This window comes from Ralstonia sp. 25C (assembly GCF_051904805.1).
Taxonomy (GTDB): Bacteria; Pseudomonadota; Gammaproteobacteria; order Burkholderiales; family Burkholderiaceae; genus Ralstonia.
The window spans coordinates 1,625,711-1,650,060 of sequence record NZ_CP196738.1; the positions used below are offsets into that span (position 1 = coordinate 1,625,711).

The 24,350-nt window shown below is 63.1% G+C and carries 19 protein-coding genes; 13 read left to right on the forward strand and 6 right to left on the reverse strand.

Annotation, left to right across the window (positions count from 1 at the left end; all coding sequences use genetic code 11):
- Positions 1 to 2: 2 nt before the first annotated feature.
- From ACS7SF_RS25815 to ACS7SF_RS25830, 4 genes are all read right to left on the reverse strand, one after another.
- On the reverse strand, positions 3 to 296 hold the full coding sequence (locus ACS7SF_RS25815; protein ID WP_439893303.1) for a hypothetical protein: 294 nt from the start codon (positions 294 to 296) through the stop codon (positions 3 to 5).
- Between the two features lie 148 nt (positions 297 to 444).
- Positions 445 to 2,187: a DUF2334 domain-containing protein gene (locus tag ACS7SF_RS25820; protein WP_439893304.1), complete on the reverse strand. Its 1,743-nt coding sequence runs from the start codon at positions 2,185 to 2,187 to the stop codon at positions 445 to 447.
- Between the two features lie 9 nt (positions 2,188 to 2,196).
- On the reverse strand, positions 2,197 to 2,496 hold the full coding sequence (locus ACS7SF_RS25825; RefSeq protein ID WP_439893305.1) for a hypothetical protein: 300 nt from the start codon (positions 2,494 to 2,496) through the stop codon (positions 2,197 to 2,199).
- A gap of 593 nt (positions 2,497 to 3,089) precedes the next feature.
- Positions 3,090 to 4,202, reverse strand: coding sequence for a GlxA family transcriptional regulator (locus ACS7SF_RS25830; RefSeq protein ID WP_439893306.1), 1,113 nt, complete (start codon positions 4,200 to 4,202; stop codon positions 3,090 to 3,092).
- Positions 4,203 to 4,477: 275 nt separating this feature from the next.
- Between ACS7SF_RS25830 and ACS7SF_RS25835 the strand changes: the two genes are divergently transcribed.
- The 7 genes from ACS7SF_RS25835 to ACS7SF_RS25865 all read left to right on the forward strand — a co-directional run bounded on the left by ACS7SF_RS25835 (position 4,478) and on the right by ACS7SF_RS25865 (position 12,860).
- The gene (locus ACS7SF_RS25835; RefSeq protein ID WP_439893307.1) at positions 4,478 to 5,863 is read left to right on the forward strand and encodes an L-serine ammonia-lyase; all 1,386 of its coding nucleotides are present in this window, start codon (positions 4,478 to 4,480) and stop codon (positions 5,861 to 5,863) included.
- Positions 5,864 to 5,879: 16 nt separating this feature from the next.
- Positions 5,880 to 7,124, forward strand: a complete 1,245-nt coding sequence (locus tag ACS7SF_RS25840; RefSeq protein WP_439893308.1) for a sarcosine oxidase subunit beta family protein — start codon at positions 5,880 to 5,882, stop codon at positions 7,122 to 7,124.
- 25 nt (positions 7,125 to 7,149) lie between these two features.
- Entirely contained in the window at positions 7,150 to 7,464 is a 315-nt protein-coding gene (locus tag ACS7SF_RS25845; protein WP_439893309.1) for a sarcosine oxidase subunit delta, read from the forward strand.
- The gene (locus ACS7SF_RS25850) at positions 7,461 to 10,484 is read left to right on the forward strand and encodes a sarcosine oxidase subunit alpha family protein (RefSeq protein ID WP_439893310.1); all 3,024 of its coding nucleotides are present in this window, start codon (positions 7,461 to 7,463) and stop codon (positions 10,482 to 10,484) included. The genes ACS7SF_RS25845 and ACS7SF_RS25850 overlap by 4 nt, the downstream gene beginning before the upstream one ends.
- Entirely contained in the window at positions 10,474 to 11,106 is a 633-nt protein-coding gene (locus ACS7SF_RS25855; protein ID WP_439893311.1) for a sarcosine oxidase subunit gamma, read from the forward strand. Before ACS7SF_RS25850 ends, ACS7SF_RS25855 begins: the two co-directional genes overlap by 11 nt.
- The gene (locus ACS7SF_RS25860; RefSeq protein ID WP_439893312.1) at positions 11,103 to 11,549 is read left to right on the forward strand and encodes a dihydroneopterin aldolase; all 447 of its coding nucleotides are present in this window, start codon (positions 11,103 to 11,105) and stop codon (positions 11,547 to 11,549) included. Before ACS7SF_RS25855 ends, ACS7SF_RS25860 begins: the two co-directional genes overlap by 4 nt.
- 150 nt (positions 11,550 to 11,699) lie before the next feature.
- The gene (locus ACS7SF_RS25865) at positions 11,700 to 12,860 is read left to right on the forward strand and encodes a porin (RefSeq protein WP_439893313.1); all 1,161 of its coding nucleotides are present in this window, start codon (positions 11,700 to 11,702) and stop codon (positions 12,858 to 12,860) included.
- A 47-nt stretch (positions 12,861 to 12,907) separates the two neighbouring features.
- Here the strand turns inward: ACS7SF_RS25865 and ACS7SF_RS25870 are convergent, their stop codons facing one another.
- Positions 12,908 to 14,338: an MFS transporter gene (locus ACS7SF_RS25870; protein ID WP_439893314.1), complete on the reverse strand. Its 1,431-nt coding sequence runs from the start codon at positions 14,336 to 14,338 to the stop codon at positions 12,908 to 12,910.
- A 255-nt stretch (positions 14,339 to 14,593) separates the two neighbouring features.
- On the opposite strand from ACS7SF_RS25870, the gene fdhA reads away from it, so the two are divergent.
- The gene (gene fdhA, locus ACS7SF_RS25875; RefSeq protein ID WP_439893315.1) at positions 14,594 to 15,787 is read left to right on the forward strand and encodes a formaldehyde dehydrogenase, glutathione-independent; all 1,194 of its coding nucleotides are present in this window, start codon (positions 14,594 to 14,596) and stop codon (positions 15,785 to 15,787) included.
- A 70-nt stretch (positions 15,788 to 15,857) separates the two neighbouring features.
- Here fdhA and ACS7SF_RS25880 read toward each other — a convergent pair whose 3' ends face one another.
- Positions 15,858 to 16,889, reverse strand: coding sequence for a GlxA family transcriptional regulator (locus ACS7SF_RS25880; protein WP_439893316.1), 1,032 nt, complete (start codon positions 16,887 to 16,889; stop codon positions 15,858 to 15,860).
- 469 nt (positions 16,890 to 17,358) lie between these two features.
- Here ACS7SF_RS25880 and ACS7SF_RS25885 point away from each other — a divergent pair, with 469 nt between their 5' ends.
- From ACS7SF_RS25885 to ACS7SF_RS25905, 5 genes are all read left to right on the forward strand, one after another.
- Complete coding sequence (locus ACS7SF_RS25885; RefSeq protein WP_439893317.1) at positions 17,359 to 18,633, forward strand: serine hydroxymethyltransferase; 1,275 nt, start codon at positions 17,359 to 17,361, stop codon at positions 18,631 to 18,633.
- A 28-nt stretch (positions 18,634 to 18,661) separates the two neighbouring features.
- Positions 18,662 to 19,633, forward strand: a complete 972-nt coding sequence (locus ACS7SF_RS25890) for a dipeptidase (RefSeq protein ID WP_439893318.1) — start codon at positions 18,662 to 18,664, stop codon at positions 19,631 to 19,633.
- Positions 19,634 to 19,760: 127 nt separating this feature from the next.
- Positions 19,761 to 20,294: a DUF5943 domain-containing protein gene (locus ACS7SF_RS25895; protein ID WP_439893319.1), complete on the forward strand. Its 534-nt coding sequence runs from the start codon at positions 19,761 to 19,763 to the stop codon at positions 20,292 to 20,294.
- A 59-nt stretch (positions 20,295 to 20,353) separates the two neighbouring features.
- Positions 20,354 to 22,417 (forward strand): FAD-dependent oxidoreductase, encoded by a 2,064-nt coding sequence (locus ACS7SF_RS25900; protein WP_439893320.1) that lies wholly within the window; start codon positions 20,354 to 20,356, stop codon positions 22,415 to 22,417.
- A 4-nt stretch (positions 22,418 to 22,421) separates the two neighbouring features.
- Entirely contained in the window at positions 22,422 to 24,347 is a 1,926-nt protein-coding gene (locus tag ACS7SF_RS25905) for a (Fe-S)-binding protein (protein WP_439893321.1), read from the forward strand.
- Positions 24,348 to 24,350 lie beyond the last annotated feature (3 nt).

Here is a 24,350-nt window from a genome sequence, read left to right on the forward strand (position 1 = left end):
GCCTACTGCAGCATCTGCGAGCGCTGCTTGAGCGCGGCAATCAGCAGGTTGACTTCGTGGAGCAGCGCTTCTTCGTAGATGCCGGGCACGGGTTCGTCGCTGGTCATCAACATGGCGTTGTTGATCTCGCGCCGGAAGGCTTGCTCGATGGCGGCGCATTCGCTGGCGGGCACATGCGGAAAGACCGCGGCAATGAAGCGGCTTAGTACGACAACGCGGGCACCGAGTTTTGAGACATTGGCGAGGTTGGTGTTGATTGAGACGTTCAACGCCTCAAGCTCGTTTGGATCGATCATCAGCGGTTCAGGTGGGGCAGCAACATATCGCGCCCACGCCGCCTGGCGGGACGCTGCGTCGATTGTGCGGCCGCCCGCCAGCTGAAAAGCTCAACAATTCTCGCTCGTCCCTCCCGGGGCCGGCCCTGTTCCGGCCCATCGGCGGTGCTTACTTGACCGTGCTCGCGTCCACCCACTGGTAGCCAAGCTTGGTAATGCCGCTTACCAGGCTCTGGAAGTCATGGAAGGCGTTGGATGCCGCGGTGCCCTGCATGTCGGAATCCACCCAGAACGGATGGAAGAAGAACGATGCAAAACCATCGCGCACCACCCACGCGTACTGCGCATTCAGGTAGAGGTCTTTCCACGTGTAGGTCAGGCACGAGAACGGATCGACGCTGCAGATGTTGTATTCGATATTGCCCAGGTTCTCCGGAACGATGCGTTGCCCGTAGTAGTCGGCATTGATCACGTAGGGGAAGAACTGCCCCACCGCAAACGCATGGTTGTTGGCCGTGGAATTGAGCGTGTACAGATCCGAATTGCTGCAGGTGTTGTAGAGCTGGGTGACGCTGTTGTAGGTGTTGTTGCTGCACGCGAAGTACACGACGCGCTGATACGTTGAAGTAAAGCGCGGCGGCACCGCCTGGATCGACAGCGGCGAGGACTCATAGTGCGGCGCCTCCCATGCAAAGGGGGTGTAGCCGTTGCTGGTGAACTGTTGCAGGCCCGCATCGAGCCGGCCACCCGCCCATTGCACGGAGTCGTCGTCAGTGGGCGTGTTGTTGACCGCATACCAGAACTCGAAGTCATTGCCGCTGACGGCGTTGTCGATATTGGCCACGTTCTCGTACTGGTGCGTGTAGCCGTGCATCACCACCTTGCCGCCATGTTTGAGCGCATAGTTCAGCGCCGATCGCAGCCCCGTTGCATTCGCCAGGGGAATGGTTTCCGGCACGCCGCCGTTGTAGTAGCCGTTCGGGTCGGTGTACACGGGGATGGTCGCCATCGAAAACGGAACGTGCACCGAGTACAGATAGTCCGTCAGCTTCTTCATCGAGCTGGTGGTGGTGTAGGCGTTCAGGTCTTCAAAGCGCACCATGGCCCGGTGCGTGTACACCGTAGAGGGGCTGTCGCCCATGATGTCGTGCAGCAAGTCGCAGAACGCCAGGTAGCGGTCTCGGGGCCCGATGTAGGAAAACGGAATGTCGGCGACGTACCAGAAGTTGCCGGCCTGCACCACGTAGGGCGCCACGGCACTGGTCTGGCTGTCGGTGATGTTGACGAGCACCTTGGCCTTGGTAGCGTCCGTCACCTGTGTGATGCCGATGTCGGGGTCGGCACTGACCGCACCGGTGGTGGCATTGAAGGCGTAGTACTTCACCATCGACATGCCCTTGTACGTCACGGTGTCGTAGAACCCCGGGTTTGGATTACTCGACGACGGGTAGACATTCCCGTTGAAGCCATAGAGCTGGTTGAACTGCACCCCGAACTTTTGCGTAAAGGTGGGGTTGGCGTAATCGGTCGTGTCCCAGGCGAGTTCCCACAGGTTGTACTTGAACCACACCACGGAGGTGGTGGTAGTCATGACGTCATGCAGAAACGTTGATGGAATGGGGTTGTTGTAGTAGCTGCCCATATAGAACGTGACCTGATTGGCCTGCGCCATGCCCGCCGTGTAGTTCTGCACCGGCATCAGGTTGACGTTGGTGTTCCAGTGGCCCAGCAGGTTGCGCAGCATGATTGCGTAGGCGAAACCCAGGTTGGTATAGGGCGTGTTGGGCGGCGCGTCGTAGAGCACGAGCACATTGATGGGCGTGGCGGCCTGCGCAGACGGCACCGTTGGGGGGCGCGTCATCGCCACCAGCAGGCAGAGTGCCAGCAGGCAAGTCAATAGCAGTTTTTTCATGATCGGCCCCTAGTCCACCCACACATTGCCGTTCTGGCGCCGCACCGCGTCGGGTGGTGCCATGGCGCCGCCTCGGCTGTGCCCATGTTCGGCTTCGCGCATCAATGAACGTGGCATGCCGGGCAGGATCACCGTCGGCACCGTGGGCTGCGGCGGGGGAACCACCTTGCCGTCTTTCATGTGGGGATTGGGTTGGGGTGGGGCACCGCTGGCGCCTGTGCCGGTCGGCCCGGCGGCCACCGCCATGCCGCTACCTGCTGCCAGCAAACTGGTCCATGCCAATGCCAGCAATCGTTGTTTGGTCGTCATGTTGCGTCTCCTTTGCCAAAACAACAAAGCCGAACGCCACACGTGCTCGACGGCGGCGTGCCTGTCCCAGTGTTACCGCGGCAGATGGCGCGTGGTCAATCTGCTGCGGTGTCCCCCTTTCAATGTGTGCGTACTACCGTTCTTATGAGGTGGTCTCGTTCTCCATGGTGTGAAACAGCATTGGGGCATTGGCCGCGCGCACGCCATCAGCTTGGCGTGTGCGGATCCTGTTTCGTTTTTGGATTGTGTTGCGCAGCCGCATGCCGGGGTGCCGTTGCATAGGCTCCCGGGGGCGTGCTGAAGACGGTTGCGATGCTTCGCATGAGCGGCCTCCATGCGGCGACGCGAGCAGCGGAAACCTTGACGGGTCACGCCACTTCCGTCCGCCGTATCCATGAGGCGCGGTGTGGGTTCCACAAGCGAGCGAAGATCATGCCATCCGCCGCAGTGGTTTGAAGTTGCAGGGCTTGCCGAAACGGCATGTTGCGGCGGCGGAAGAAACCCGTCGATTCCGTTTCATTCTTGAATCGGCATTCGGCGGGGTTTGGGCCTGTTTTGGGCCCGTTGTGTTGCCTGCCTGGGCACGCAGAAACTTACTCGAGTGGTATCGGCTCGTCTTCCGGCAATGCGGTGTCTTCGCTTTCCGGCTGCTCTGGCGAATGTGCTGGCGCGCCCTTTTCCCGGTAGGCGGCGGGCGGCACGCCAAACTGCTTGCGGAACTCGCGGCCCAGGTGCGATGCGTCGGCGAATCCACAACCCAGGGCGATGTCGGCCACTGTGCGGTCGGAGCTGGTCAGCAGCCACGCAGCCGTGCGCAGGCGCACCTGCTTCGCAAATGCCTGCGGGCTCTTGCCCGTTTCGGCCTTGAACAGGCGTTCCAACTGCCGGGTGGACATGTCGAGCTTGTAGGCCAGTTCCTCCAGCGGCAGCGCACGCCCAACGTGCTGCTCCATCAGCAGAATCGCGCGTTTGACCTTCGGGTGCGTGGCCGGCTCCAACCCCGGAGGATGCGGCTGTGGCGCATTGCCCTTCTGCATTTCTCCAACGAGCAGGATGCGCAGCGCCTTCTGCACGGTTGCATGATCGAAATGGCGCAGCAGGATCGCCGCCGCCACATCAATGGATGCGCGCCCGCCCGAACAGGTGATGCGACGCCGGTCGATCACGAACAGCCGATCGGCGATCAGCAGATCCGGGTTGGCAGCGGGAAAGCGTTCGAGGAAATCCCAGTAGTGGAACCAACTCACGCACGTACGATGACCCTCCAGTACGCCCGCGCGCATCAGTGTGAACACACCGGTGCAGATGCCCACGATGTTTGCCCCCGCAGCGGCCGTGCGCCGGATGAAGTCCAGCGTCTCCGGCCCCGCCTGCGGGCCCGAGTGCAGCAGCCCACCCACGACCACCACGTAATCGAACGGTTGGGCCTCGTCAAAGGTTTCCCACGGCGTGATCTGGATACCGCAACTAGCGCGCACCGGGGCGAGTGTCTCGCCAATCACACTCCACGCGCAGCGCACGGGTTTGCTGTAGTCGCCGTCGTCGGCAGAGAGCCGCAGCATGTCGACGAACCCCGAGAACGCGGTCAGCGTGAAGTTCGGCAGTAGCACGATGCCGAAGCGGATGCGCTTGGAGGCCGTGGCAGGCAAGGTTTCGGAGGCAGCTGAAGCGGCCAAGGCGCGTACGTCGGGTGCGTCGGGTGTCATTGCGGCCAGTCTTGGGTGCCGTGCGGGCAGCGTTTGTGTGGTGGGCAAAACCGGCAATCCGCGCCCGCACAGAGCTGTCAGCGTCGCCGATTGGTCGTGCGCGGACTTGTGGTTTTCCGCCGCAAACCATCGCCAATACGTCCACGGCGGCGGCCCTGCAGGGGCTTGGCGGCGCCATCCCACGCCGATGCCGTTTTTGTTCTATCTGCCAATTTTAGGCTTTGGTGTACTGGCGGCCAACGTCATTCAACGCGTCCCCACGCAAAGGCTGCCAGATGAACGTCAGCGCGTTCGACCTGTTCAAGATCGGCATCGGCCCGTCCAGCTCGCACACGGTCGGCCCGATGATTGCCGCCTGCCGCTTCGCCTCGCATATCGAAGATGCCAACCTGCTGGGCTTCGTGCGCCGCGTGCGGGTGGAGCTGTATGGCTCGCTGGGTGCCACGGGCAAGGGGCATGGCACTGATAAGGCCGTGCTGCTCGGCCTGGAAGGCCATCTGCCCGACACCATCGACCCCGACCTGATCGCGCCGCGCCTGGTGGCGATGCGCGCGGAGAAGTCGCTGTCGCTGCTCGGCAAGCAGGCGATCCGCTTTGAGGAGAAAGAGCACATCGGCTTCTACCGCAAGCTGATGAGCGGCACGGGCCTTGTGCACCCGAACGGCATGCGCTTCCAGGCGTTTGACGAGCACGGGCAACTGCTGGTCGAGAAGGAGTATTACTCGGTCGGCGGGGGCTTCGTCGTCAACCGAGATGGCGATCGCGTGAACGGCGTGCGCGCGGTGGCCGACGTGCCGTATCCGTTCCGCACGGGCGATGACCTGATGCGGCAGTGCCGCGAGCACGGGCTCTCGATTGCTGAGCTGATGCTGCGCAACGAATGTGCGCTGCGCTCGGAGCAAGAGGTACGCGAAGGCCTGCTGACGATCTGGCGCACGATGGCCGCCTGCGTGGAGCGCGGCTGCAAGGCCGAGGGCGAACTACCCGGGCCGATGCGCGTGAAGCGCCGCGCGGCTGAGCTGAATGCCCGCCTGCGCGCCCGATCGGAAGAATCGCTGCGCGACCCACTGTCGATGCTCGACTGGGTCAACCTGTATGCGATGGCCGTCAACGAGGAGAACGCGGCGGGCGGCCGGGTCGTCACGGCGCCCACGAACGGTGCGGCGGGCGTAATTCCTGCCGTGCTGCACTACTACGTGAAATTCGTGCCGGGCTCGAACGATGCCGGCATCGTTGAGTTCCTGCTCACCGCAGCAGCTATCGGAATCATCTACAAGGAAACCGCGTCGATCTCCGGCGCGGAAGTCGGCTGCCAGGGCGAGGTTGGTGTTGCGTGCTCGATGGCCGCTGCCGCGCTGGCCGCCGTGATGGGCGGCACGCCAGACCAAGTCGAAAACGCCGCCGAGATCGGCATGGAACACAACCTCGGCATGACGTGCGACCCGGTCGGCGGGCTGGTTCAGATTCCGTGCATCGAGCGCAATGCGATGGGTGCGATCAAGGCGCTGAATGCGTCGCGCATGGCGCTCAAGGGCGACGGCACCCACTACGTGTCGCTCGATTCCGTCATCAAGACGATGCGCGAAACGGGCGCCGATATGAAAACGAAATACAAGGAAACGTCGCGCGGCGGCCTGGCCGTGAACGTCATCGAATGCTAATGAAGGGGCAACCACAATGAGCCGCTACTCGATATTCAGCCTGTTCCGCAACGGCCTGTCGTATCACGAGAACTGGGAAAAGCAGTGGAAGAGCCCGGAGCCGAAACAGGAATATGACGTCGTGATCGTCGGCGGCGGCGGGCATGGCCTGGCCACGGCGTACTACCTGGCCAAGGAGCACGGCATCACGAACGTGGCGATCCTGGAGAAGGGCTGGATCGGCGGCGGCAATACCGCACGCAACACAACGATCGTGCGTTCCAACTACCTGTGGGATGAGTCGGCCGCGCTGTACGAGAAGGCGATGAAGCTGTGGGAAGGGCTGTCGCAAGACCTGAACTACAACGTGATGTTCAGCCAGCGCGGCGTGATGAACCTCGCCCACACGCTGCAGGACGTGCGCGACACCGAGCGCCGCGTGAACGCCAACCGCCTGAACGGTGTTGATGCCGAATTCCTGACGCCCGCGCAGATCAAGGAAATCGAGCCGACCATCAACCTGAACAGCCGCTACCCGGTGCTGGGCGCGTCGATTCAGCGTCGTGCAGGCGTTGCGCGCCATGACGCGGTGGCCTGGGGCTTTGCGCGCGGGGCAGACCGTGCGGGTGTCGACATCATCCAGAACTGCCAGGTCACGGGTATTCGCCGCGAAGGCGGTGCGGTGGTCGGCGTGGATACGGTCAAGGGCTTTATCAAGGCGAAGAAGGTGGCGGTGGTGGCCGCCGGCAACACGACCACGCTGGCCGACATGGCCGGCATCCGCCTGCCGATCGAAAGCCACCCGCTGCAGGCGCTGGTGTCCGAACCGATCAAGCCGGTGGTCAACTCGGTGATCATGTCCAACGCGGTGCACGCCTACATCAGCCAGTCCGACAAGGGCGATCTGGTGATCGGCGCGGGCATCGACCAGTACACGGGCTTTGGCCAGCGCGGCAGCTTCCACATCATCGAAGGCACGTTGCAGGCGATTGTCGAGATGTTCCCGGTGTTCTCGCGCGTGCGGATGAACCGCCAGTGGGGCGGCATTGTGGACGTGTCGCCGGACGCGTGCCCGATCATCAGCAAGACCGACGTGAAGGGTCTCTATTTCAACTGCGGCTGGGGCACTGGCGGCTTCAAGGCGACGCCGGGATCGGGCTGGGTCTTCGCGCACACCATCGCGCGTGACGAACCGCACCCGCTGAACGCGCCGTTCTCGCTTGACCGCTTCTACACCGGCCACCTGATCGACGAGCACGGCGCCGCCGCCGTCGCGCACTGATGCACCACCACGAGGAGAACCCAACATGTTGCTAATCGAATGTCCGTGGTGCGGGCCGCGCGCCGAATCCGAATTCTCGTGCGGTGGTGAGGCCGACATCGTGCGCCCGGTGGACAACGAGACCATGTCCGACCGGGAATGGGGCGACTACCTGTTCATGCGCGAAAACCCGCGCGGCATCGCGCGCGAGCAGTGGTTGCACACGCAAGGCTGCCGGCGCTGGTTCAAGGTGACCCGCGACACCGTCACCTACGACATCAAAGGCTATGAACACTTCGGTGGTGGCGCAACTGCAAGCCAACCCGATGCCAACGCAAAGCAAGAAGGGGCGAGCAAATGAGCCAGAAAGACCGTCTCGGTACCGGTGGACGTATCAACCGCGCGATTCCGCTGAGCTTCCAGTTCAACGGCCGCACGTATCAGGGTTTCCAGGGTGACACGCTGGCCTCTGCGCTGTTGGCGAACGGCGTGCACTTTGTCGCGCGCAGCTTCAAGTACCACCGCCCACGCGGCATCATGACGGCCGACGTCGCCGAGCCGAATGCGGTGGTGCAGCTGGAAACCGGGCCGTACACGGTGCCGAATGCCCGCGCGACCGAGATCGAGTTGTATCAGGGGCTGGTGGCCACGAGCGTGAACGCCGAGCCGTCGCTGGAGAATGATCGCTATGCGATCAACCAGAAGTTCGCACGTTTCCTGCCGGCGGGCTTCTACTACAAAACCTTTATGTGGCCGCGCAAGATGTGGCCGAAGTACGAAGCGAAGATTCGCGAAGCCGCCGGCCTGGGCAAAGCGCCCGACATGCGCGATGCCGAACGCTACGACAAGTGCTACGCGCACTGCGACGTGCTTGTCGTGGGCGGTGGGCCGACGGGGCTTGCGGCGGCGCATGCTGCGGCGGTATCGGGTGCGCGCGTCATCCTCGTCGACGACCAGCGCGAGCTTGGCGGCAGCCTGCTGTCGAGCCGCGCCGAGATCGACGGCAAGCCCGCGCTGCAATGGGTCGAGAAGATCGAGGCGCAACTGCGCAAGCTGCCCGATGTGACCATCCTCTCGCGCAGCACGGCATTCGGTTATCAGGATCACAACCTCGTCACCGTGACGCAGCGCCTGACCGACCACCTGCCCATTTCGATGCGCAAGGGCACGCGTGAGTTGCTGTGGAAGGTGCGTGCGAAGCGCGTGATCCTGGCAACGGGCGCGCAGGAGCGGCCCATTGTGTTCGGCAATAACGACCTGCCAGGCGTGATGCTCGCGGGGGCGGTGTCGGCGTACACCCATCGCTACGGTGTGCTGCCCGGGCGCGAGGCTGTCGTGTTCACGAACAACGACCACGGCTACCAGGCCGCGATCGATCTGAAGGCCTGCGGCGCGAAGGTGACGCTGGTGGATTCGCGTGCTGCCAGTAATGGCGCACTGCCTGCCGCTGCAAAACGTCAGGGCGTGACGGTGATGAGCGGGTCGGTGGTGACGACGGCGGCCGGCAAGTTGCGCGTGTCGTCGGTGGAGGTGGCTGCGTACGCGAATGGGAAGGTTGGTGCCAAGCTGGCGACGCTGCCATGCGATCTGGTGGCCACGTCGGGCGGCTTCAGCCCGGTATTGCACCTGTTTGCGCAATCGGGCGGCAAGGCGCAGTGGAGCGATGACAAGGCTTGCTTTGTACCGGGCAAGAGCCTGCAGGCGGAGCAAAGTGTTGGCGCGGCGGCAGGGGAGTTCAGCTTTGCGGCCGCGTTGCAACAGGCGATCGACGCCGGTTCGGAAGCGGCAACGGCGGCTGGTTTGGCCGCTGTGCAGCGGCCTGTCGCACCCAAAGTTTCAGAGGCTGTGGAAAGCCCGCTGCAGCCGCTCTGGCTGATCGGCACACCCGAAGCGGCCACGCGCGGGCCGAAACAGTTTGTCGACTTTCAGAACGACGTGGCCGTGACGGACATCTTGCTTGCCGCGCGCGAGGGCTTTGAGTCGGTCGAGCACGTCAAGCGCTATACCGCCATGGGTTTCGGTACCGACCAGGGCAAGCTCGGCAACATCAACGGCATGGCGATTCTTGCTCAGGCACTGGGCAAGTCGATTCCGGAAACAGGCACGACCACGTTCCGCCCCAACTACACGCCGGTGTCGTTCGGCACGTTTGCCGGGCGCGAGCTGGGCAACTTCCTCGACCCGGTGCGCAAGACCTGCGTGCACGAATGGCACGTCGAACATGGCGCGTTGTTTGAAGACGTCGGCAACTGGAAGCGGCCGTGGTATTTCCCAAAGAAGGGTGAAGACCTGCACGCCGCCGTGAAGCGCGAATGCCTGGTCGTGCGTAACAGCGTCGGCATTTTGGATGCGTTGACGCTGGGCAAGATCGACATCCAGGGCCCGGACGCGGTCAAGCTGCTGAACTGGATGTACACCAATCCGTGGGGCAAGCTGGAAGTCGGCAAGTGCCGCTACGGGTTGATGCTCGACGAGAACGGCATGGTCTTCGACGATGGCGTGACGGTGCGCCTGGCCGACCAGCATTTCATGATGACCACCACCACGGGTGGCGCCGCGCGCGTGCTTACGTGGCTGGAGCGCTGGCTGCAAACCGAATGGCCGGACATGAAGGTGCGGCTGTCGTCGGTGACGGACCACTGGGCGACGTTTGCAGTGGTGGGCCCCAAGAGCCGCAAGGTTGTGCAGAAGGTGTGTCAGGACATCGACTTCGCCAACGAGGCATTCCCGTTCATGAGCTACCGCAACGGCACGGTGGCCGGTGCGAAGGCGCGCGTTATGCGCATCAGCTTTTCGGGCGAACTGGCCTATGAAGTGAACGTGCCGGCCAACGCGGGCCGCGCGGTGTGGGAAGCGCTGATGGCGGCCGGTGCCGAGTTCGATATCACGCCGTATGGCACCGAAACCATGCACGTGCTGCGTGCGGAGAAAGGCTACATCATCGTCGGCCAGGACACGGACGGTTCGGTGACACCGTATGACCTGGGCATGGGTGGCCTGGTCGCCAAATCGAAGGATTTCCTCGGTAAGCGATCGCTCACGCGTTCGGATACGGCAAAGGAAGGCCGCAAGCAGTTCGTCGGCTTGCTGACCGAAGACGACCAGTTCGTGCTGCCGGAAGGCGCGCAGATTGTGGAGAAGGACACGCAGGTGGGGACCGTCGAGTGGACGCCGGCGCCCGTGCCAATGCTGGGCCACGTCACGTCAAGCTACTACAGCCCGATCCTGAAGCGCTCGATCGCGCTGGCGGTGGTGAAGGGCGGCTTGAGCAAGATGGGTGAGAGCGTGGTGATTCCGCTGGCGAATGGCAAGCGCGTCACTGCAACGATCTCAAGCCCGGTTTTCTACGATACCGAAGGGGTGCGCCAACATGTGGAATGAATCGAGAACCGAAGCGCAGGTGGCGAGCATGCACAGCGTCCGTCTGGAGTCGCCCTTCATCGGTGCAGCTGACCTGCTGAAGTCGCGGCAGGCCCGCGCGCCGGAAAAGTTCATGCTGCGCGAGCGGCCGTTTCTTGACCTCGTCAACGTGCGCGGCGAGTTGAGCGACCCGGCGTTTGTGTCCGCTTTTGAACGCGTGGTGGGTTGTCGCCCGCCGGCTGCACCCAATACCGTTGCACGCAGCGCAGACTACGACGTGCTGTGGCTCGGCCCCGACGAATGGCTCGTGCGCTCGGTGGTGCCGGTGCAGGCCGGGGCGCTGGAGGCGAAGCTGGCCGAGGCCGTGCAGGGGGCGTATGCGGCAGCAGTGGACGTGGGTAGTGGCTACACGGTGGTCGAGATCAGCGGCAATTGCACGCGCGATGTGCTGGCGCGCGGGTGCCCGCTCGACTTGCATCCGCGCATGTTCAAGCCGGGGCAGTGTGCGCAATCGCACTACTTCAAGGCATCGATCGTGTTGATCCCGACGGGGGATGACGCATACGAGATCGTCGTGCGCCGCAGCTTTGCCGATTACTTCATCCGCATCATGCTCGATGCGGCCACGCCGCTGACGACATGAAGCCGATCGAAACCGCGTTTCGGGAGGCACTCCCCACGCTCGATATGCCGCTGCTGCCCGGCCGCGGCTGGAGCGTGTTCGTCGATGCCCTGACTGTGCCGGTGCGCATCGGCATTCATCCGCACGAACACGATGCGCCGCAGCCCATCGTCATCGACGCGCGCCTCGGTTACGGCTGCGAGCCACGCGAAGAATCCGACTGGATCGACTACGAGGGCTATTGCGCGGGCATCACTGCGTTCCTCGCAGAAAAAGCGCATACGCGCTTGCTAGAGACGCTGGTGACGGAGTTGGCAGCGTTCTCGTTCCGAGAATGGCCGGCGCTCGGCACCCTGACTTTGGCCGTGCATAAGCCGAAGATCCGGCCGGGCACGCAGCGCGTGGGTGTTGCACTGGAATGGACGCGAGCCGACTACCTCCGTCGTAGCGAAAAGGCTGCCTGATCAGCCCTCACGCCGATGGCGGCGGCGTTCAAGCGCGTGTCGGTTTTTGCATCAGATATTTGGGGTCCGGAGACTACTCTCGTAGCGTCGCCGCTGTCTTTCTGACGGGTTGGGCAGCGGCGCGATTCGACAATACGAGGAGGAAATCCAATGAAAAAAGTCGCACTGGGCTCGGCGCTTGGGTCGAGTATCGCGCTGATGCTGTCCGCGCCCGCTTTTGCACAAAGCAGCGTCACGCTCTACGGCGTGATCGACCAAGGCATCAACTACACGAACAACGTCGGCGGAAAGAGCCTGGTCGAAATGGCCAGCGGTTTTGCGCAAGGCAGCCGCTGGGGGCTGAAGGGCTCCGAAGACCTCGGTGGCGGCACCAAGGCGCTGTTCCAGCTGGAAGGCGGCTTCAACGCCGACACCGGCAAGGCAGGCCAAGGCGGGTTGCTCTTCGGGCGCCAGGCATACGTTGGGCTTGCCGACAATCGGTTCGGTACCGTCACGCTCGGGCGGCAGTACGACTCGGTGATCGATTATCTGTCGCAGACGACCGCTGCCGGAAACTGGGCCGGCACCATGTTCGGCCACCCATACGACAACGACAACTTCATCTACTCGTTCCGGGTGAACAACACGGTCAAGTACACGAGCCCCGTGTTTTCCGGCTTCCAGTTTGGCGGCACATACAGCTTCAGCAACAACACCGGCTTTGCAAACAACCGCCAGTACGGTGCGGGCATGCAGTACACGAATGGTGGCTTGCTGCTGGCCGCGGCGTACTTGCAGGCGGATAACCCGTCGGCCACGGCCGGTGGTGCCATCAACAACGGCGGTGACCAGAACTTCCTGGCCAACCGCACGCGTATCTTCGGAGCGGGTGTCAACTACACGTTCGGTGCGGCCACAGCGGGCTTCGCCTACTCCAACAGCAACTTCAACCAACCGCTGTCGACCGGGTATATCTCTGGGTCCATCCTTCCGGCGGGTGGTACGTTGAGTTCGCTACGGTTCCAGAACTTCGAGGTGAACTTCAAGTACCAGTTCACTCCAGCGTTCTACGCCGGTGCGGTGTATACGCTGACCGTGGAGAACTTCCAGGCATCGTCGGGTGAAGCGAAACCGAAAGTGCACGCCATTGGGCTGATGGCGGACTACAACTTTTCGAAGCGCACGGACGTCTATGTCCAAGCGGCCTACGCGCGTGTAGCGGGCGGAAAGACGGGTAACGCGCTGGACCTGGCCGATCTGCCCGGAGCAGCGGACGCGTCGTCGACGGCGAGGCAATTCCAGGCTCGCCTGGCGATTCGCCACAAGTTCTAATGTCTTGATCTCGGGGCCGGACATTCGTGTTCCGGCCCCGAGGGCGGCTACGAAGTCTTGTCCGCCACGGCGGCGTACCCGTCAGTTTCGTCTGCAGCGTCGCCTGACGCCAGGGCCTCCAGGGCCACGCCGCGGGTCTCAATCCCAAGCGCCCATACCGCAAACGCAGCCACCGCGAACGACAGCGCGCCGAGCGTGAAAACACCACCCTGCCCGAACACCGGCAGCACCACGCCCACCACGTAAGGACCAATCAGCGAGCCGACGCGGCCGATGGCTGAGGCAAAGCCGGAGCCCGTTGCCCGCGCGCCCGTGCCGTATTGCTCCGGCGTGTAGGTGTACAGCACCGCCCACATGCCGAACAGGAAGAACTGCATCGCCAAGCCGGTGCAGATCAGCAGCGTGACGCTGCCGCCGTACAGCGCGCTCTGGCCATACAGATACGCCATGGCGCCGCCGCCGAGCAGCGATGCAATGCAAGTGGGTTTGCGCCCCCAGCGCTCCACCAGCCACGCTGCGCACAGAAAGCCGGGCACGCCACCGAGCGAGATCAACACCGTGTAGTACACCGATTGCGTGACCGCGAAACCGGCCTGCTGCAACAGCGCGCCCAGCCACGACGTCAGCCCGTAGAAACCGAGCAACGCGAAGAACCACAACAACCAGACCATCGTCGTGCGACGGCGATACGGGCCGCTCCAGATTTCACGCAACGCACTGCGGCCGCGAGCTGGCGTGGCCGCCCTGTGCGGTGCCGGCACGGGAAGCGTCGACAGACCGGTCGATCGCATGACCTTGGCCTCGATGTTGCGCATCACGGTATCGGCTTCGGCATGTCGGCCGGCATGTTCCAGCCAGCGCGGCGATTCCGGCACCGCGCGGCGCACGATCAGCACGAAGAACGCCGGCACCGCCAGCAACGCAAACACCGCGCGCCAGCCAAATTGCGGCAGCACAAAGTACGAAACGATGCCCGCCGTGATAAAGCCCAGCGGCCAGAAGCCATCCATCAACGCAATCAAGCGCCCGCGTTTGGCGGTGGGCACGAATTCCGACAGCAGCGTCTGCGCCACCGGAAACTCCATTCCCATCCCGATACCCAGCAGCACGCGCCACACGATCAGCGCCTCCACGCTTTGCGCGGTCGAGCATAAGTAGGACGCCACGCCCCACAACACCATGCTCCACTGGAACACCGGCCGGCGCCCAAAGCGGTCTGCCAGCAACCCGGCAACCGCCGCGCCGATCACCATGCCGAAGAAGCTGGAACTGGCCACCAAGCCGGCCGTGGCGGTGGATAGCCCGAACTCCTTCTTGATCGAGCCGAGCACGAACGTCATCGTCGCCAGATCGACCGAATCAAAGAAGAACGCGATGGCAATGATGACGAAGATCAGCTTGTGATAGCCGGAAAACGGCAGGCGTTCGAGCCGCGCGGCCGCGCTCGCGTGGGCAGGGTCTGGAAATGCGGTGGGCATGGCGTCCTCATCCTTGGGTGAAAGGGTCGAATCACCAGTAGACGCGGTTGGGCGCTGCCGCTCTGGCGCAAAACCGTCGCAGGTCTGCGGAATTACGACATGGAGCTTGTGGCATCTCGTTGCGATGGCGGTGGCGGCCAAGCGCGCGTCGTGTTTTGCACATCGGCACCCTGGTGCCCACGGCTACGCTCGAAGACGGCGCCGTGCTGGTCTGCCCGGCAGCCGTGCGATTCAACAAGACATGGAGACAAGGCTATGCGCAATAACCGAGGCGTCGTCTATCTTGGCCCGGGCAAGGTCGAGGTACAGAACATCGACTATCCGAAAATGGCCGACCCCAGCGGTCGTCCGATTGGCCACGGGGTGATTCTCAAAGTCGTGAGCACGAACATCTGCGGGTCGGATCAGCACATGGTGCGCGGGCGCACAACTGCGCCGGTCGGCCTGGTGCTCGGTCACGAGATCACCGGCGAAGTGGTCGAAGTTGGCCGCGATGTCGAAACACTGAAGATCGGCGATCTGGTCTCGGTGCCATTCAACGTTGCCTGCGGACGCTGCGCGATGTGCAAGGAGCAACACACCGGCGTTTGCCTGAGCGTCAACCCGGCACGCGCGGGCGGTGCGTACGGTTACGTCGACATGGGCGGCTGGATTGGCGGGCAGGCCGAATACGTGCTGGTGCCGTATGCCGACTTCAACCTGCTGAAGTTCCCCGACCGCGATCAAGCCATGGCAAAGATCCGCGATCTGACCTGTCTCTCCGACATTCTGCCCACGGGCTATCACGGCGCCGTGACCGCTGGCGTCAAGCCCGGCTCTACGGTCTACATTGCCGGCGCGGGCCCGGTCGGCATGGCAGCGGCCGCGTCGGCGCGCTTGCTGGGCGCGGCTTGCACGATCGTAGGCGACATGAACCCCGCGCGTCTGGCGCACGCCAAGGCCATGGGCTTTGAAGTGGTCGATCTATCGAAGGACGCGACGCTGGGCGAGCAGATTGCCGCCATTCTCGGCACGCCCGAGGTGGATTGCGCGGTCGATTGTGTCGGCTTCGAGGCGCACGGCCACGGTTCCAGCCACACAGAAGAGGCGCCCGCCACGGTGCTGAATTCGCTGATGGAAATCACGCGGCCCGCCGGTGCCATCGGTATCCCCGGGTGGTACGTGACGGATGATCCGGGCGCAAAGGATGTCGCTGCAAAGCATGGCGGTTTGAGCATCCGCTTCGGCCTGGGCTGGGCGAAGTCGCATTCGTTCCATACCGGGCAGACGCCGGTACTGAAGTACAACCGCAACCTGATGCAGGCGATTCTGCACAACCGCCTGCCGATTGCGGAGATCGTCAACGTGACGGTGATCTCGCTGGACAACGCGCCAGAGGGTTACCGCCAGTTTGATGGTGGGGCACCGCGCAAATTCGTCATCGACCCGCATGGGTTGCTGGCAGCCTGATTGGCCACCGGAAGCGAAAAAAGGCAGCCCGTATCGGCTGCCCTTTTTTTATTGGATGGCGGTAGTCGGATCAGCCGGCGTACATCACCTGAGCGGAATACGACGGCGATACGGTGGGCGTCGAAGTGCGCGCCAGCGGGGCCGCTTGCGCGCGGCGTTCTCGCGTGGGCGCCACGCCGAAGGCATCGCGATAGCTCTTGCTGAAATGGCAGGCTGACTGAAAGCCGCATGCCATCGTGATGTGCATGATCGACATGTCCGTCTGGAGCAGCAGCTCGCGCGCGCGGCGCAGGCGCAGTGTCAGGTAGTAATGCGTTGGCGTCATCCCCAGGTGGTCGCGAAACAGGCGCTGCAACTGGCGCTGTGACATGCTGGCCAGCCGTGCAAGCTCCTCACGCGACAGCGGCTCTTCGATGTTGTTCTCCATCAGAGAGACCACCTCGAACAGCGATTTGTTGGCGGAGCCCAGGCGCGCCACCAGCGGCATTTTCTGCTGCGCCCCCGTGTCCCGCACGTGTTCAACGATGAACTGCTCGGCGATCTGCGTGACACGGGCCGTGCCGATCCGCTTGGCAATCAGGTTCAGCATCATGTCGAGCGGTGCCACGCCCCCGGTGCAGGTCACGCGGTCGCGGTCGACGACGAAAAGCTCCTTCAGAAAACGCGTGTCGGGAAACTCCTCTTTCAGCGCCGACATGTTTTCCCAGTGAATGGCGCAGGCGTAGCCGGCCAGCAGGCCCGACTTGGCCAGCGCATACGTGCCGGTGCACAGGCTGCCCAGGAGGATGCCCTCGCGCGCAGCACGCCGCAGTGCCGAGAGGTGCGTGGCAGTGGTCGCGCGTTGCACGTCGATACCGCCGCAGACAAAAACGATATCGGGCCGATCGATGCTGTCTGCCGGTTTGGTATCGATCGCCAGCCCGTTGCTGGCCGCAACTGGCCCGCCCTCGGGGCTAACGATGGACCAGCGGTACAGCTCCTGACCGCTCAGATAGTTCGCCATGCGCAAGACTTCGATCGCATTGGTGAACGCGATCATCGTGAAGTTGGGCAGCGGCATGAACGCGAAGTGCTGCAGCGACGCAGTTCGGTCGGAGGACATGGGGGCGTTCCTTGATTTCAGTTGGCCGTTGGGTCCAGGTAATCCCTGGTACCGGCTAAGGCTCTGTCGCTTATTGATAGAGGGATTGCAACTATCGGGCCATACGGCGAAACCCTACTCAACGGGGTGAAACGCGCAGGAGTGACAACACGTTGCACCTGATGCGTGAGAAGGCGCACCTATGCCGCGCGACAGGCACGGTCGTGGTGCGCGCACTTGCTGCGATGCGGCATGCACGTGTAGCCATGTGCGCGTGCCTGGGTGCTCGATTCTGAATTTGTACAAAACGGACGCGAATGGCGGAAAAGGAAAAGAACACGTCTGAATTCGTCAATCGACGAAGAATGCCGGCGTCAAGAATAGAGCCGTCAACCACGCAGCGTTGACCAGACAAGAACGCTCGGCACCGTTGGTTTGCAAGCCGGTTCTGCAAGCCTTCGGCCAGCCCCCAACCAATCACGGAAGCCCCATGTCGAACACGCAGTCTTTCTTCTCGCAGCCCCTTGCCGAGCGCGACGCGCCGGTGCGCAGCACCCTCCTGAAGGAACTCGAACGGCAGCAGTCGCAGGTGGAGCTGATTGCCTCGGAAAACATCGTCTCGCGCGCGGTACTGGAGGCGCAGGGTTCGGTCTTTACCAACAAGTATGCAGAGGGCTATCCGGGCAAGCGTTACTACGGCGGGTGCGAATATGCCGACGAGGTGGAAGCGCTTGCCATTGACCGCGTGAAGCAGCTGTTCAATGCCGGTTTCGCCAACGTGCAGCCACACTCCGGAGCGCAGGCAAATGGCGCGGTGATGCTGGCGCTGACCAAGCCGGGCGATACGGTGCTCGGTATGTCGCTCGACGCCGGTGGCCACCTCACGCATGGTGCCAAGCCCGCGCTGTCGGGTAAGTGGTTCAACGCAGTGCAGTACGGCGTGAACCGCGACACGCTGCTGATCGACTATGACCAGGTCGAAGCGCTGGCACGCGAGCACAAGCCCAGCCTGATCATCGCCGGCTTCTCGGCCTACCCGCGCAAACTGGACTTTGCTCGCTTTCGCGCGATTGCTGACAGCGTGGGCGCCAAGCTGATGGTCGACATGGCGCACATCGCCGGCGTGATTGCCGCAGGGCGTCATGAGAACCCGGTGGACCATGCCCACGTCGTCACCTCCACCACGCACAAGACGCTGCGTGGCCCGCGCGGCGGCTTTGTGCTGACGAACGACGAAGACATCGCCAAGAAGATCAACTCAGCCGTGTTTCCGGGTTTGCAGGGCGGCCCGCTGATGCACGTGATTGCCGGCAAGGCGGTTGCGTTTGGCGAAGCGCTCCGGCCCGAATTCAAGACCTACATCGACAACGTGCTGGCCAACGCCAAGGCGCTCGGCGAGGTGCTGAAGGCCGGTGGCGTGGACCTGGTTACGGGTGGCACCGATAACCATCTGCTGCTCGTCGACCTGCGGCCCAAGGGGCTCAAGGGCACGCAGGTGGAACAGGCGCTGGAGCGCGCGGGCATCACCTGCAACAAGAACGGTATCCCGTTCGATACCGAGAAACCCTCCATTACGTCGGGCATCCGCCTTGGCGCGCCTGCCGCAACCACGCGCGGCTTTGGTGTTCCGGAATTCGAGCTGGTCGGCCGGCTGATCCTGCAAGTATTCGAAGCGCTGCGCGCCAACCCGGAGGGCGACCAGGCCACCGAGCAACGCGTGCGCCGCGAGATCTTCGCGCTGTGCGACCGCTTCCCGATCTACTGACCTGATGACCGAACGCGCTGGAGCCACCATGGGAACGCTGCACCAAGACAGCATCATCATCGACGGTCTGAACATCTCGAAATTCGAGCGGCCGGTCTTTGAAGACATGCGAAAAGGCGGCATTACCGCCGCCAACTGCACCGTGTCGGTGTGGGAGAACTTCACCAAGACCGTCGACAACATCGGCGTGATGAAGCAGAAGATCCGCGACAACGGCGAGTTGCTCACACTCGTGCGCACGACGGACGACATCTTCCGCGCGAAGAAGGACGGCAAAATCGGGATCATCCTGGGCTTCCAGAACGCGCATGCGTTTGAGGACAACCTCGGCTACATCGAAGCGTTTGCCGACATGGGCGTGCGTGTCGTCCAGCTTTGCTACAACACGCAGAACCTGGTCGGCACCGGCTGCTACGAGCGCGACGGCGGCTTGTCGGACTTTGGCCGCGAGGTGATCACCGAGATGAACCGCGTCGGCATCATGGTTGACCTGTCGCATGTGGGCGGCAATACGTCGTCGGAAGCGATCGCGTTCTCGAAGAAGCCGGTGTGCTACTCGCACTGCTTGCCATCGGGTCTGAAAGAGCATCCACGCAATAAGAGCGATGCGCAGCTCAAGGAAATTGCCGATGCGGGTGGCTTTGTAGGCGTGACGATGTTCGCGCCGTTTCTCAAGCGCGGCATCGAGGCGAACATCGACGACTACATCGAGGCGATCGACTACGTCGTGAACCTGATCGGCGAAGACGCGGTCGGCATCGGCACGGATTTCACGCAGGATTTTGCGAAGGAGTTCTTCGACATGCTGACGCATGACAAGGGCCGTTATCGCCAGCTCACGAACTTCGGCAAGGTGATCAATCCGGATGGCATTCGCACGATCGGCGAATTCCCGAATCTGACCGCCGCGATGGAACGACACGGTTGGAAGGAAACGCGCATCCGCAAGATCATGGGCGAGAACTGGGTGCGCGTGTTCAAGGATGTGTGGGGCGCATAGGCGCAGCCCGAACGAGCCATTTCACTAACAAGAAGCCGGACGTGCCCGCGCAAGTTGCGCGGGGTGCGCGGGCAAGGCCGCGCCTGCGATCAGGCGGGGGCCGACATTCTTCCTCACGGAGCCACACATGCAACCTCAACTGCCCATCCACGTTGACCCGAACACAGGCGTTTGGACCACCGATGCGTTGCCGATGCTGTACGTGCCGCGCCATTTCTTCACGAACAACCACACGGCTGTGGAAGACGCGCTGGGCCGCGACACCTATGCCGAGATCCTCTACAAGGCCGGCTACAAATCCGCCTACCACTGGTGCGACAAGGAAGCCAAGCTGCACGGCATGCAGGGGATGGCGGTGTTCGAGCACTACCTGAAGCGGCTGTCGCAACGCGGTTGGGGACTGTTCTCGATTTTGGAAGCCGACCCCGCTCGTGCGCATGCCCGGATCGAGCTATGTCACTCGTCGTTCGTGCTCGCGCAACCCGGCAAGGAAGGCAAGCTTTGCTACATGTTCGCCGGCTGGTTTGCGGGTGCCATGGACTGGGTGAACGACAACACCCCGCAGGGCGAGAGCGCGCCGCGTGCGCAGTCGAAGGAGGTGCAGTGCGCTGCCGAGGGGCATGACCACTGCATCTTCGAGGTCTCGCCAATCGCGCACTGACGCGGCGGCACCGTCCCCATCCGCAAGACCAGAATCACGAATACCAGAGGCCGCTAGCGATGCGCTATCCCCACTTGTTCAAGCCCTTGCAGCTCAACCAGCTCACGCTGCGGAACCGGGTCGTCAGTACCGCGCATGCGGAGGTGTATGCGGAACCAAGCGGCCTGCCGGGCGAGCGCTATATCCGCTACTACGAGGAGAAGGCGAAGGGTGGTGTTGGCCTTGCCGTGTGTGGCGGTTCGAGCCCGGTGTCGATCGACAGCCCGCAAGGCTGGTGGAAATCCGTGAACCTGGCGACGGACAAGGTCATCGATCCGCTGGCGCGGCTGGCAGAAGCCATGCATCGCCATGGCGCGAAGATCATGATCCAGGCCACGCATATGGGCCGACGCTCGGCGTTCCACGGCGAGCACTGGCCGCATCTGATGTCGCCCTCTGGCGTGCGCGAGCCAGTGCACCGTGGCAACGCCAAGATCATCGAGGTGGAAGAGATCCGCCGGATCATCGGCGACTTCGCTGCGGCAGCCAAGCGCGTGAAGGCGGCGGGTATGGACGGCATCGAAATCTCCGCCGCGCACCAGCATCTGGTTGACCAGTTCTGGAGCCCGCGCACCAACCACCGCACGGACGAGTGGGGCGGCACCCTGGAGAATCGTCTGCGCTTCGGCGTTGAAGTGCTGAAAGCCGTGCGCGAAGCGGTCGGCAAGGATTTCTGCGTTGGCCTGCGGATGTGCGGTGACGAGTTCCACGAAGACGGCCTGGATCACGCGCAGTTGAAGGAGATCGCACAGGCCATGGCCGAAACGGGGCTGATCGATTATCTCGGCGTGATCGGCTCCGGTGCGGACACCCACAACACCCTGGCGAACTGCATGCCGCCGATGGCGCTGCCGCCCGAGCCGTTTGTGCATCTTGCCGCCGGCATCAAGTCGGTGGTCAAGCTGCCCATCATGCACGCACAGAGCATTCGCGATGCCGGCCAGGCGGAACGGCTGCTGGCCAGCGGAATGATCGACCTCGTTGGCATGACGCGTGCGCAGATGGCTGATCCGCACATGGTGATCAAGATTCGCGATGGTCGCGAAGACGAGATCAAGCAATGCGTGGGCGCCAACTACTGTATCGACCGCCAGTACAACGGCCTGGACGTGTTGTGCATCCAGAACGCGGCCACTTCGCGTGAGGAAACGATGCCGCACGTCATCGAGAAATCGCGCGGCCCCAAACGCAAGGTAGTGGTGGTCGGTGCCGGACCGGCGGGGTTGGAAGCCGCACGCGTAGCGCGTTCGCGCGGGCATGACGTGGTGCTGTTCGAGAAACACCACGAAGTCGGCGGCCAGATTCTGCTGGCAGCCAAGGCGCCGCAGCGCGAGCAGATGGCCGGCATCGTGCGCTGGTTCGACATGGAAACAAAGCGGCTCGGCGTGGACAGGCGGCTTGGCGTTGCGGCCGATACGAAGATGATCATGGCGGAAAAGCCGGACATCATCGTGCTGGCGACGGGCGGATCGAGCTTCACCGGTCAGGTGCCGGCGTGGGGTGTTGCAGAGGGGCTGGCCGTCAGCTCGTGGGACATCCTGTCCGGCAAGGTGGAGCCGAAACAGAACGTACTCGTGTACGACGGCGTCAGCACGCATGCTGGATCTGGGGTGGCGGATTTCATTGCGAGCCGCGGGTCGAAGGTCGAAATCGTCACGCCCGACGTCAAGGTGGCTGACGACTGCGGCGGTACGACGTTCCCGATCTTTTATCGGCGACTGTATGCGCAGGGCGTAATCCAGACCCCCAACTACTGGCTTGACCGCGTGTACCAGGAGGACGGCAAGACCATCGCTGTGCTGCGCAACGAGTACACCGAAGAACAGGAGGAGCGCGCGGTCGATCAGGTTGTCATCGAGAACGGCATCGTGCCCAACGATGACTTGTACTGGAAGCTCAAGCCGGAATCGCTGAATCTCGGCCAGGTCGACGTGCACAAGCTCTTTGCCGCAGAGCCGCAACCCTGGCTGTCGGAAGAACTCGGCAACGGGCGCTTCCTGCTGTTTCGCATTGGCGACTGCATCTCCATGCACAACATCCACGGCGCGATTTACGACGCGCTGCGCCTGACGAAGGATTTCTGACGCCATGAATCCGTCCTTCCTGATTACCGCATTGCTGTGGCTGTCGGTGGCGGGGCTCGCGTTTGCCGTGGCGAAGCGCGCGTCCTACTGGCGGCTCGGGCGGGCTACGGCGCCCGGCGCGTTCAGCGTGGCGAACCTATTCGCTATTCCGAAGCGCTACTTCGTGGATCTGCATCACGTTGTCGCGCGCGACCCGTACATCGCCAAGACCCACGTTGCAACGGCGGGCGGCGCGATTGCGGCACTGGCACTCGTGTTCGTCAACTATGGGTTTGCGATCTATTCGCCATGGTTGGATCGGCTGATCTTGCTGGCGGCGCTCACCATGCTGATCGGGGTGGTGTTTGTTTGGCGTCGCCGCGCGGCGACGGATATGCCGGCGCGGTTGTCGCGTGGGCCGTGGAATACGTTGCCGTGGCTGCTCGGCGCGTTTGCGCTGGGTCTTGTGCTGTACATGATGGTGCCGACCAGCACGATGTCGGGCGCGTTTGCCGTGCTCTGTGCTTTGCTGATCGGCGTAGGGGCGTTCGCCATGACGTTCGGTGCCGCTCAGGGAGGCCCGATGAAGCATGCGATTGCCGGGTTGATGCATCTAGCGTTCCATCCACGCCAGGAGCGCTTTGCCGGTTCGTCAGCGTCGTACACCGGCGGCGGCACCGCCACTCCACCGACTGCGCTCAAGCTCCCCGAGATCGAGCGCCAGGAGTACGGCGTCGCCAAGCCGGTCGAATTCCGCTGGAACCAGCTGCTGAGCTTCGACGCGTGTGTGCAGTGCGGTAAGTGCGAGGCCGCGTGTCCGGCGTTTGCCTCGGGCCAGCCGTTGAACCCCAAGAAACTGATCCAGGACCTTGTAGTTGGCATGGCGGGTGGAACAGATGCGGCCTATGCCGGGAGCCCAACGCCGGGCATCGCGGTCGGTCAGCATCGTGGCGAGCCGAACGGCGCAATCGTCTCCGGCTTGATCGAAGCGCAAACGCTGTGGTCATGTACAACGTGCCGCGCCTGCGTGCAGGAATGTCCGATGCTGATCGAGCACGTCGACGCAATTGTCGATATGCGCCGCAACCAGAACCTGGTGCATGGCGCCGTGCCGGGCAAGGGCCCAGAAGTGCTGGCCAACCTGCGCGAAACCGGCACGATGGGCGGCTACGACACGGCAGCGCGCTACGACTGGGCGGTCGACCTGAATGCCCCAATTGCGCAGCCAGGCAAGCCGGTCGATGTGCTGTTCGTGGCGGGCGAGGGCGCTTTCGAAATGCGCTATCAGCGGACGCTGCGCGCTTTCGTCAAGGTGCTGAACAAGGCCGGCGTTAACTACGCGGTGCTGGGCGGCGTAGAAACCGATACCGGTGACGTAGCGCGCCGGCTTGGCGACGAGGCGACGTTCCAGCAGATGGCAAAGCGGCTCATCGGCACGCTGAACACGCTCTCATACCAGCAGATCGTGACGGCGGACCCGCACGTCTTGCACAGCCTGCGCAACGAATATCGCGCGCTGGGCTTGCGTGTCACGGTCAAGCATCACACCACGTATCTGGCAGAGCTCGCCGCAACCGGAAAGATTGCGCCCAAGGCCGTCGATGCGTTGCGCGAAAAACGCACCACGTATCACGACCCCTGCTACCTCGGCCGCTACAGCGGCGAGACCGAAGCGCCGCGCAAGCTGTTGAAGTCGATCGGCATTCAAGTCATGGAAATGGAGCGCAGCGGGCTGCGCGGCCGCTGCTGCGGCGGTGGTGGCGGGGCCCCGTTGACGGACATTCCCGGCAAGCAGCGCATTCCGGACATCCGTATCGCCGATGCACGGGCGATCAATGCCGAGGTGGTTGCCGTGGCATGCCCCAACTGCACGGCCATGCTGGAGGGTGTTGTTGGTCCGCGGCCCGATGTGCTGGATGTGGCTGAACTCGTTGCTGCCTCGCTGGAGTGAGTC

Coding starts and splice junctions, on each gene's coding strand:
- ACS7SF_RS25845 (WP_439893309.1), top strand. CDS start 7,150: ATGTTGCTAATCGAATGTCCGTGGTGCGGGCCGCGCGCCGAATCCGAA.
- ACS7SF_RS25815 (WP_439893303.1), bottom strand. CDS start 296: ATGATCGATCCAAACGAGCTTGAGGCGTTGAACGTCTCAATCAACACC.
- ACS7SF_RS25860 (WP_439893312.1), top strand. CDS start 11,103: ATGAAGCCGATCGAAACCGCGTTTCGGGAGGCACTCCCCACGCTCGAT.
- ACS7SF_RS25825 (WP_439893305.1), bottom strand. CDS start 2,496: ATGACGACCAAACAACGATTGCTGGCATTGGCATGGACCAGTTTGCTG.
- ACS7SF_RS25830 (WP_439893306.1), bottom strand. CDS start 4,202: ATGACACCCGACGCACCCGACGTACGCGCCTTGGCCGCTTCAGCTGCC.
- ACS7SF_RS25855 (WP_439893311.1), top strand. CDS start 10,474: ATGTGGAATGAATCGAGAACCGAAGCGCAGGTGGCGAGCATGCACAGC.
- ACS7SF_RS25820 (WP_439893304.1), bottom strand. CDS start 2,187: ATGAAAAAACTGCTATTGACTTGCCTGCTGGCACTCTGCCTGCTGGTG.
- ACS7SF_RS25835 (WP_439893307.1), top strand. CDS start 4,478: ATGAACGTCAGCGCGTTCGACCTGTTCAAGATCGGCATCGGCCCGTCC.
- ACS7SF_RS25890 (WP_439893318.1), top strand. CDS start 18,662: ATGGGAACGCTGCACCAAGACAGCATCATCATCGACGGTCTGAACATC.
- ACS7SF_RS25905 (WP_439893321.1), top strand. CDS start 22,422: ATGAATCCGTCCTTCCTGATTACCGCATTGCTGTGGCTGTCGGTGGCG.
- ACS7SF_RS25880 (WP_439893316.1), bottom strand. CDS start 16,889: ATGTCCTCCGACCGAACTGCGTCGCTGCAGCACTTCGCGTTCATGCCG.
- fdhA (WP_439893315.1), top strand. CDS start 14,594: ATGCGCAATAACCGAGGCGTCGTCTATCTTGGCCCGGGCAAGGTCGAG.
- ACS7SF_RS25900 (WP_439893320.1), top strand. CDS start 20,354: ATGCGCTATCCCCACTTGTTCAAGCCCTTGCAGCTCAACCAGCTCACG.
- ACS7SF_RS25870 (WP_439893314.1), bottom strand. CDS start 14,338: ATGCCCACCGCATTTCCAGACCCTGCCCACGCGAGCGCGGCCGCGCGG.
- ACS7SF_RS25865 (WP_439893313.1), top strand. CDS start 11,700: ATGAAAAAAGTCGCACTGGGCTCGGCGCTTGGGTCGAGTATCGCGCTG.
- ACS7SF_RS25840 (WP_439893308.1), top strand. CDS start 5,880: ATGAGCCGCTACTCGATATTCAGCCTGTTCCGCAACGGCCTGTCGTAT.
- ACS7SF_RS25885 (WP_439893317.1), top strand. CDS start 17,359: ATGTCGAACACGCAGTCTTTCTTCTCGCAGCCCCTTGCCGAGCGCGAC.
- ACS7SF_RS25850 (WP_439893310.1), top strand. CDS start 7,461: ATGAGCCAGAAAGACCGTCTCGGTACCGGTGGACGTATCAACCGCGCG.
- ACS7SF_RS25895 (WP_439893319.1), top strand. CDS start 19,761: ATGCAACCTCAACTGCCCATCCACGTTGACCCGAACACAGGCGTTTGG.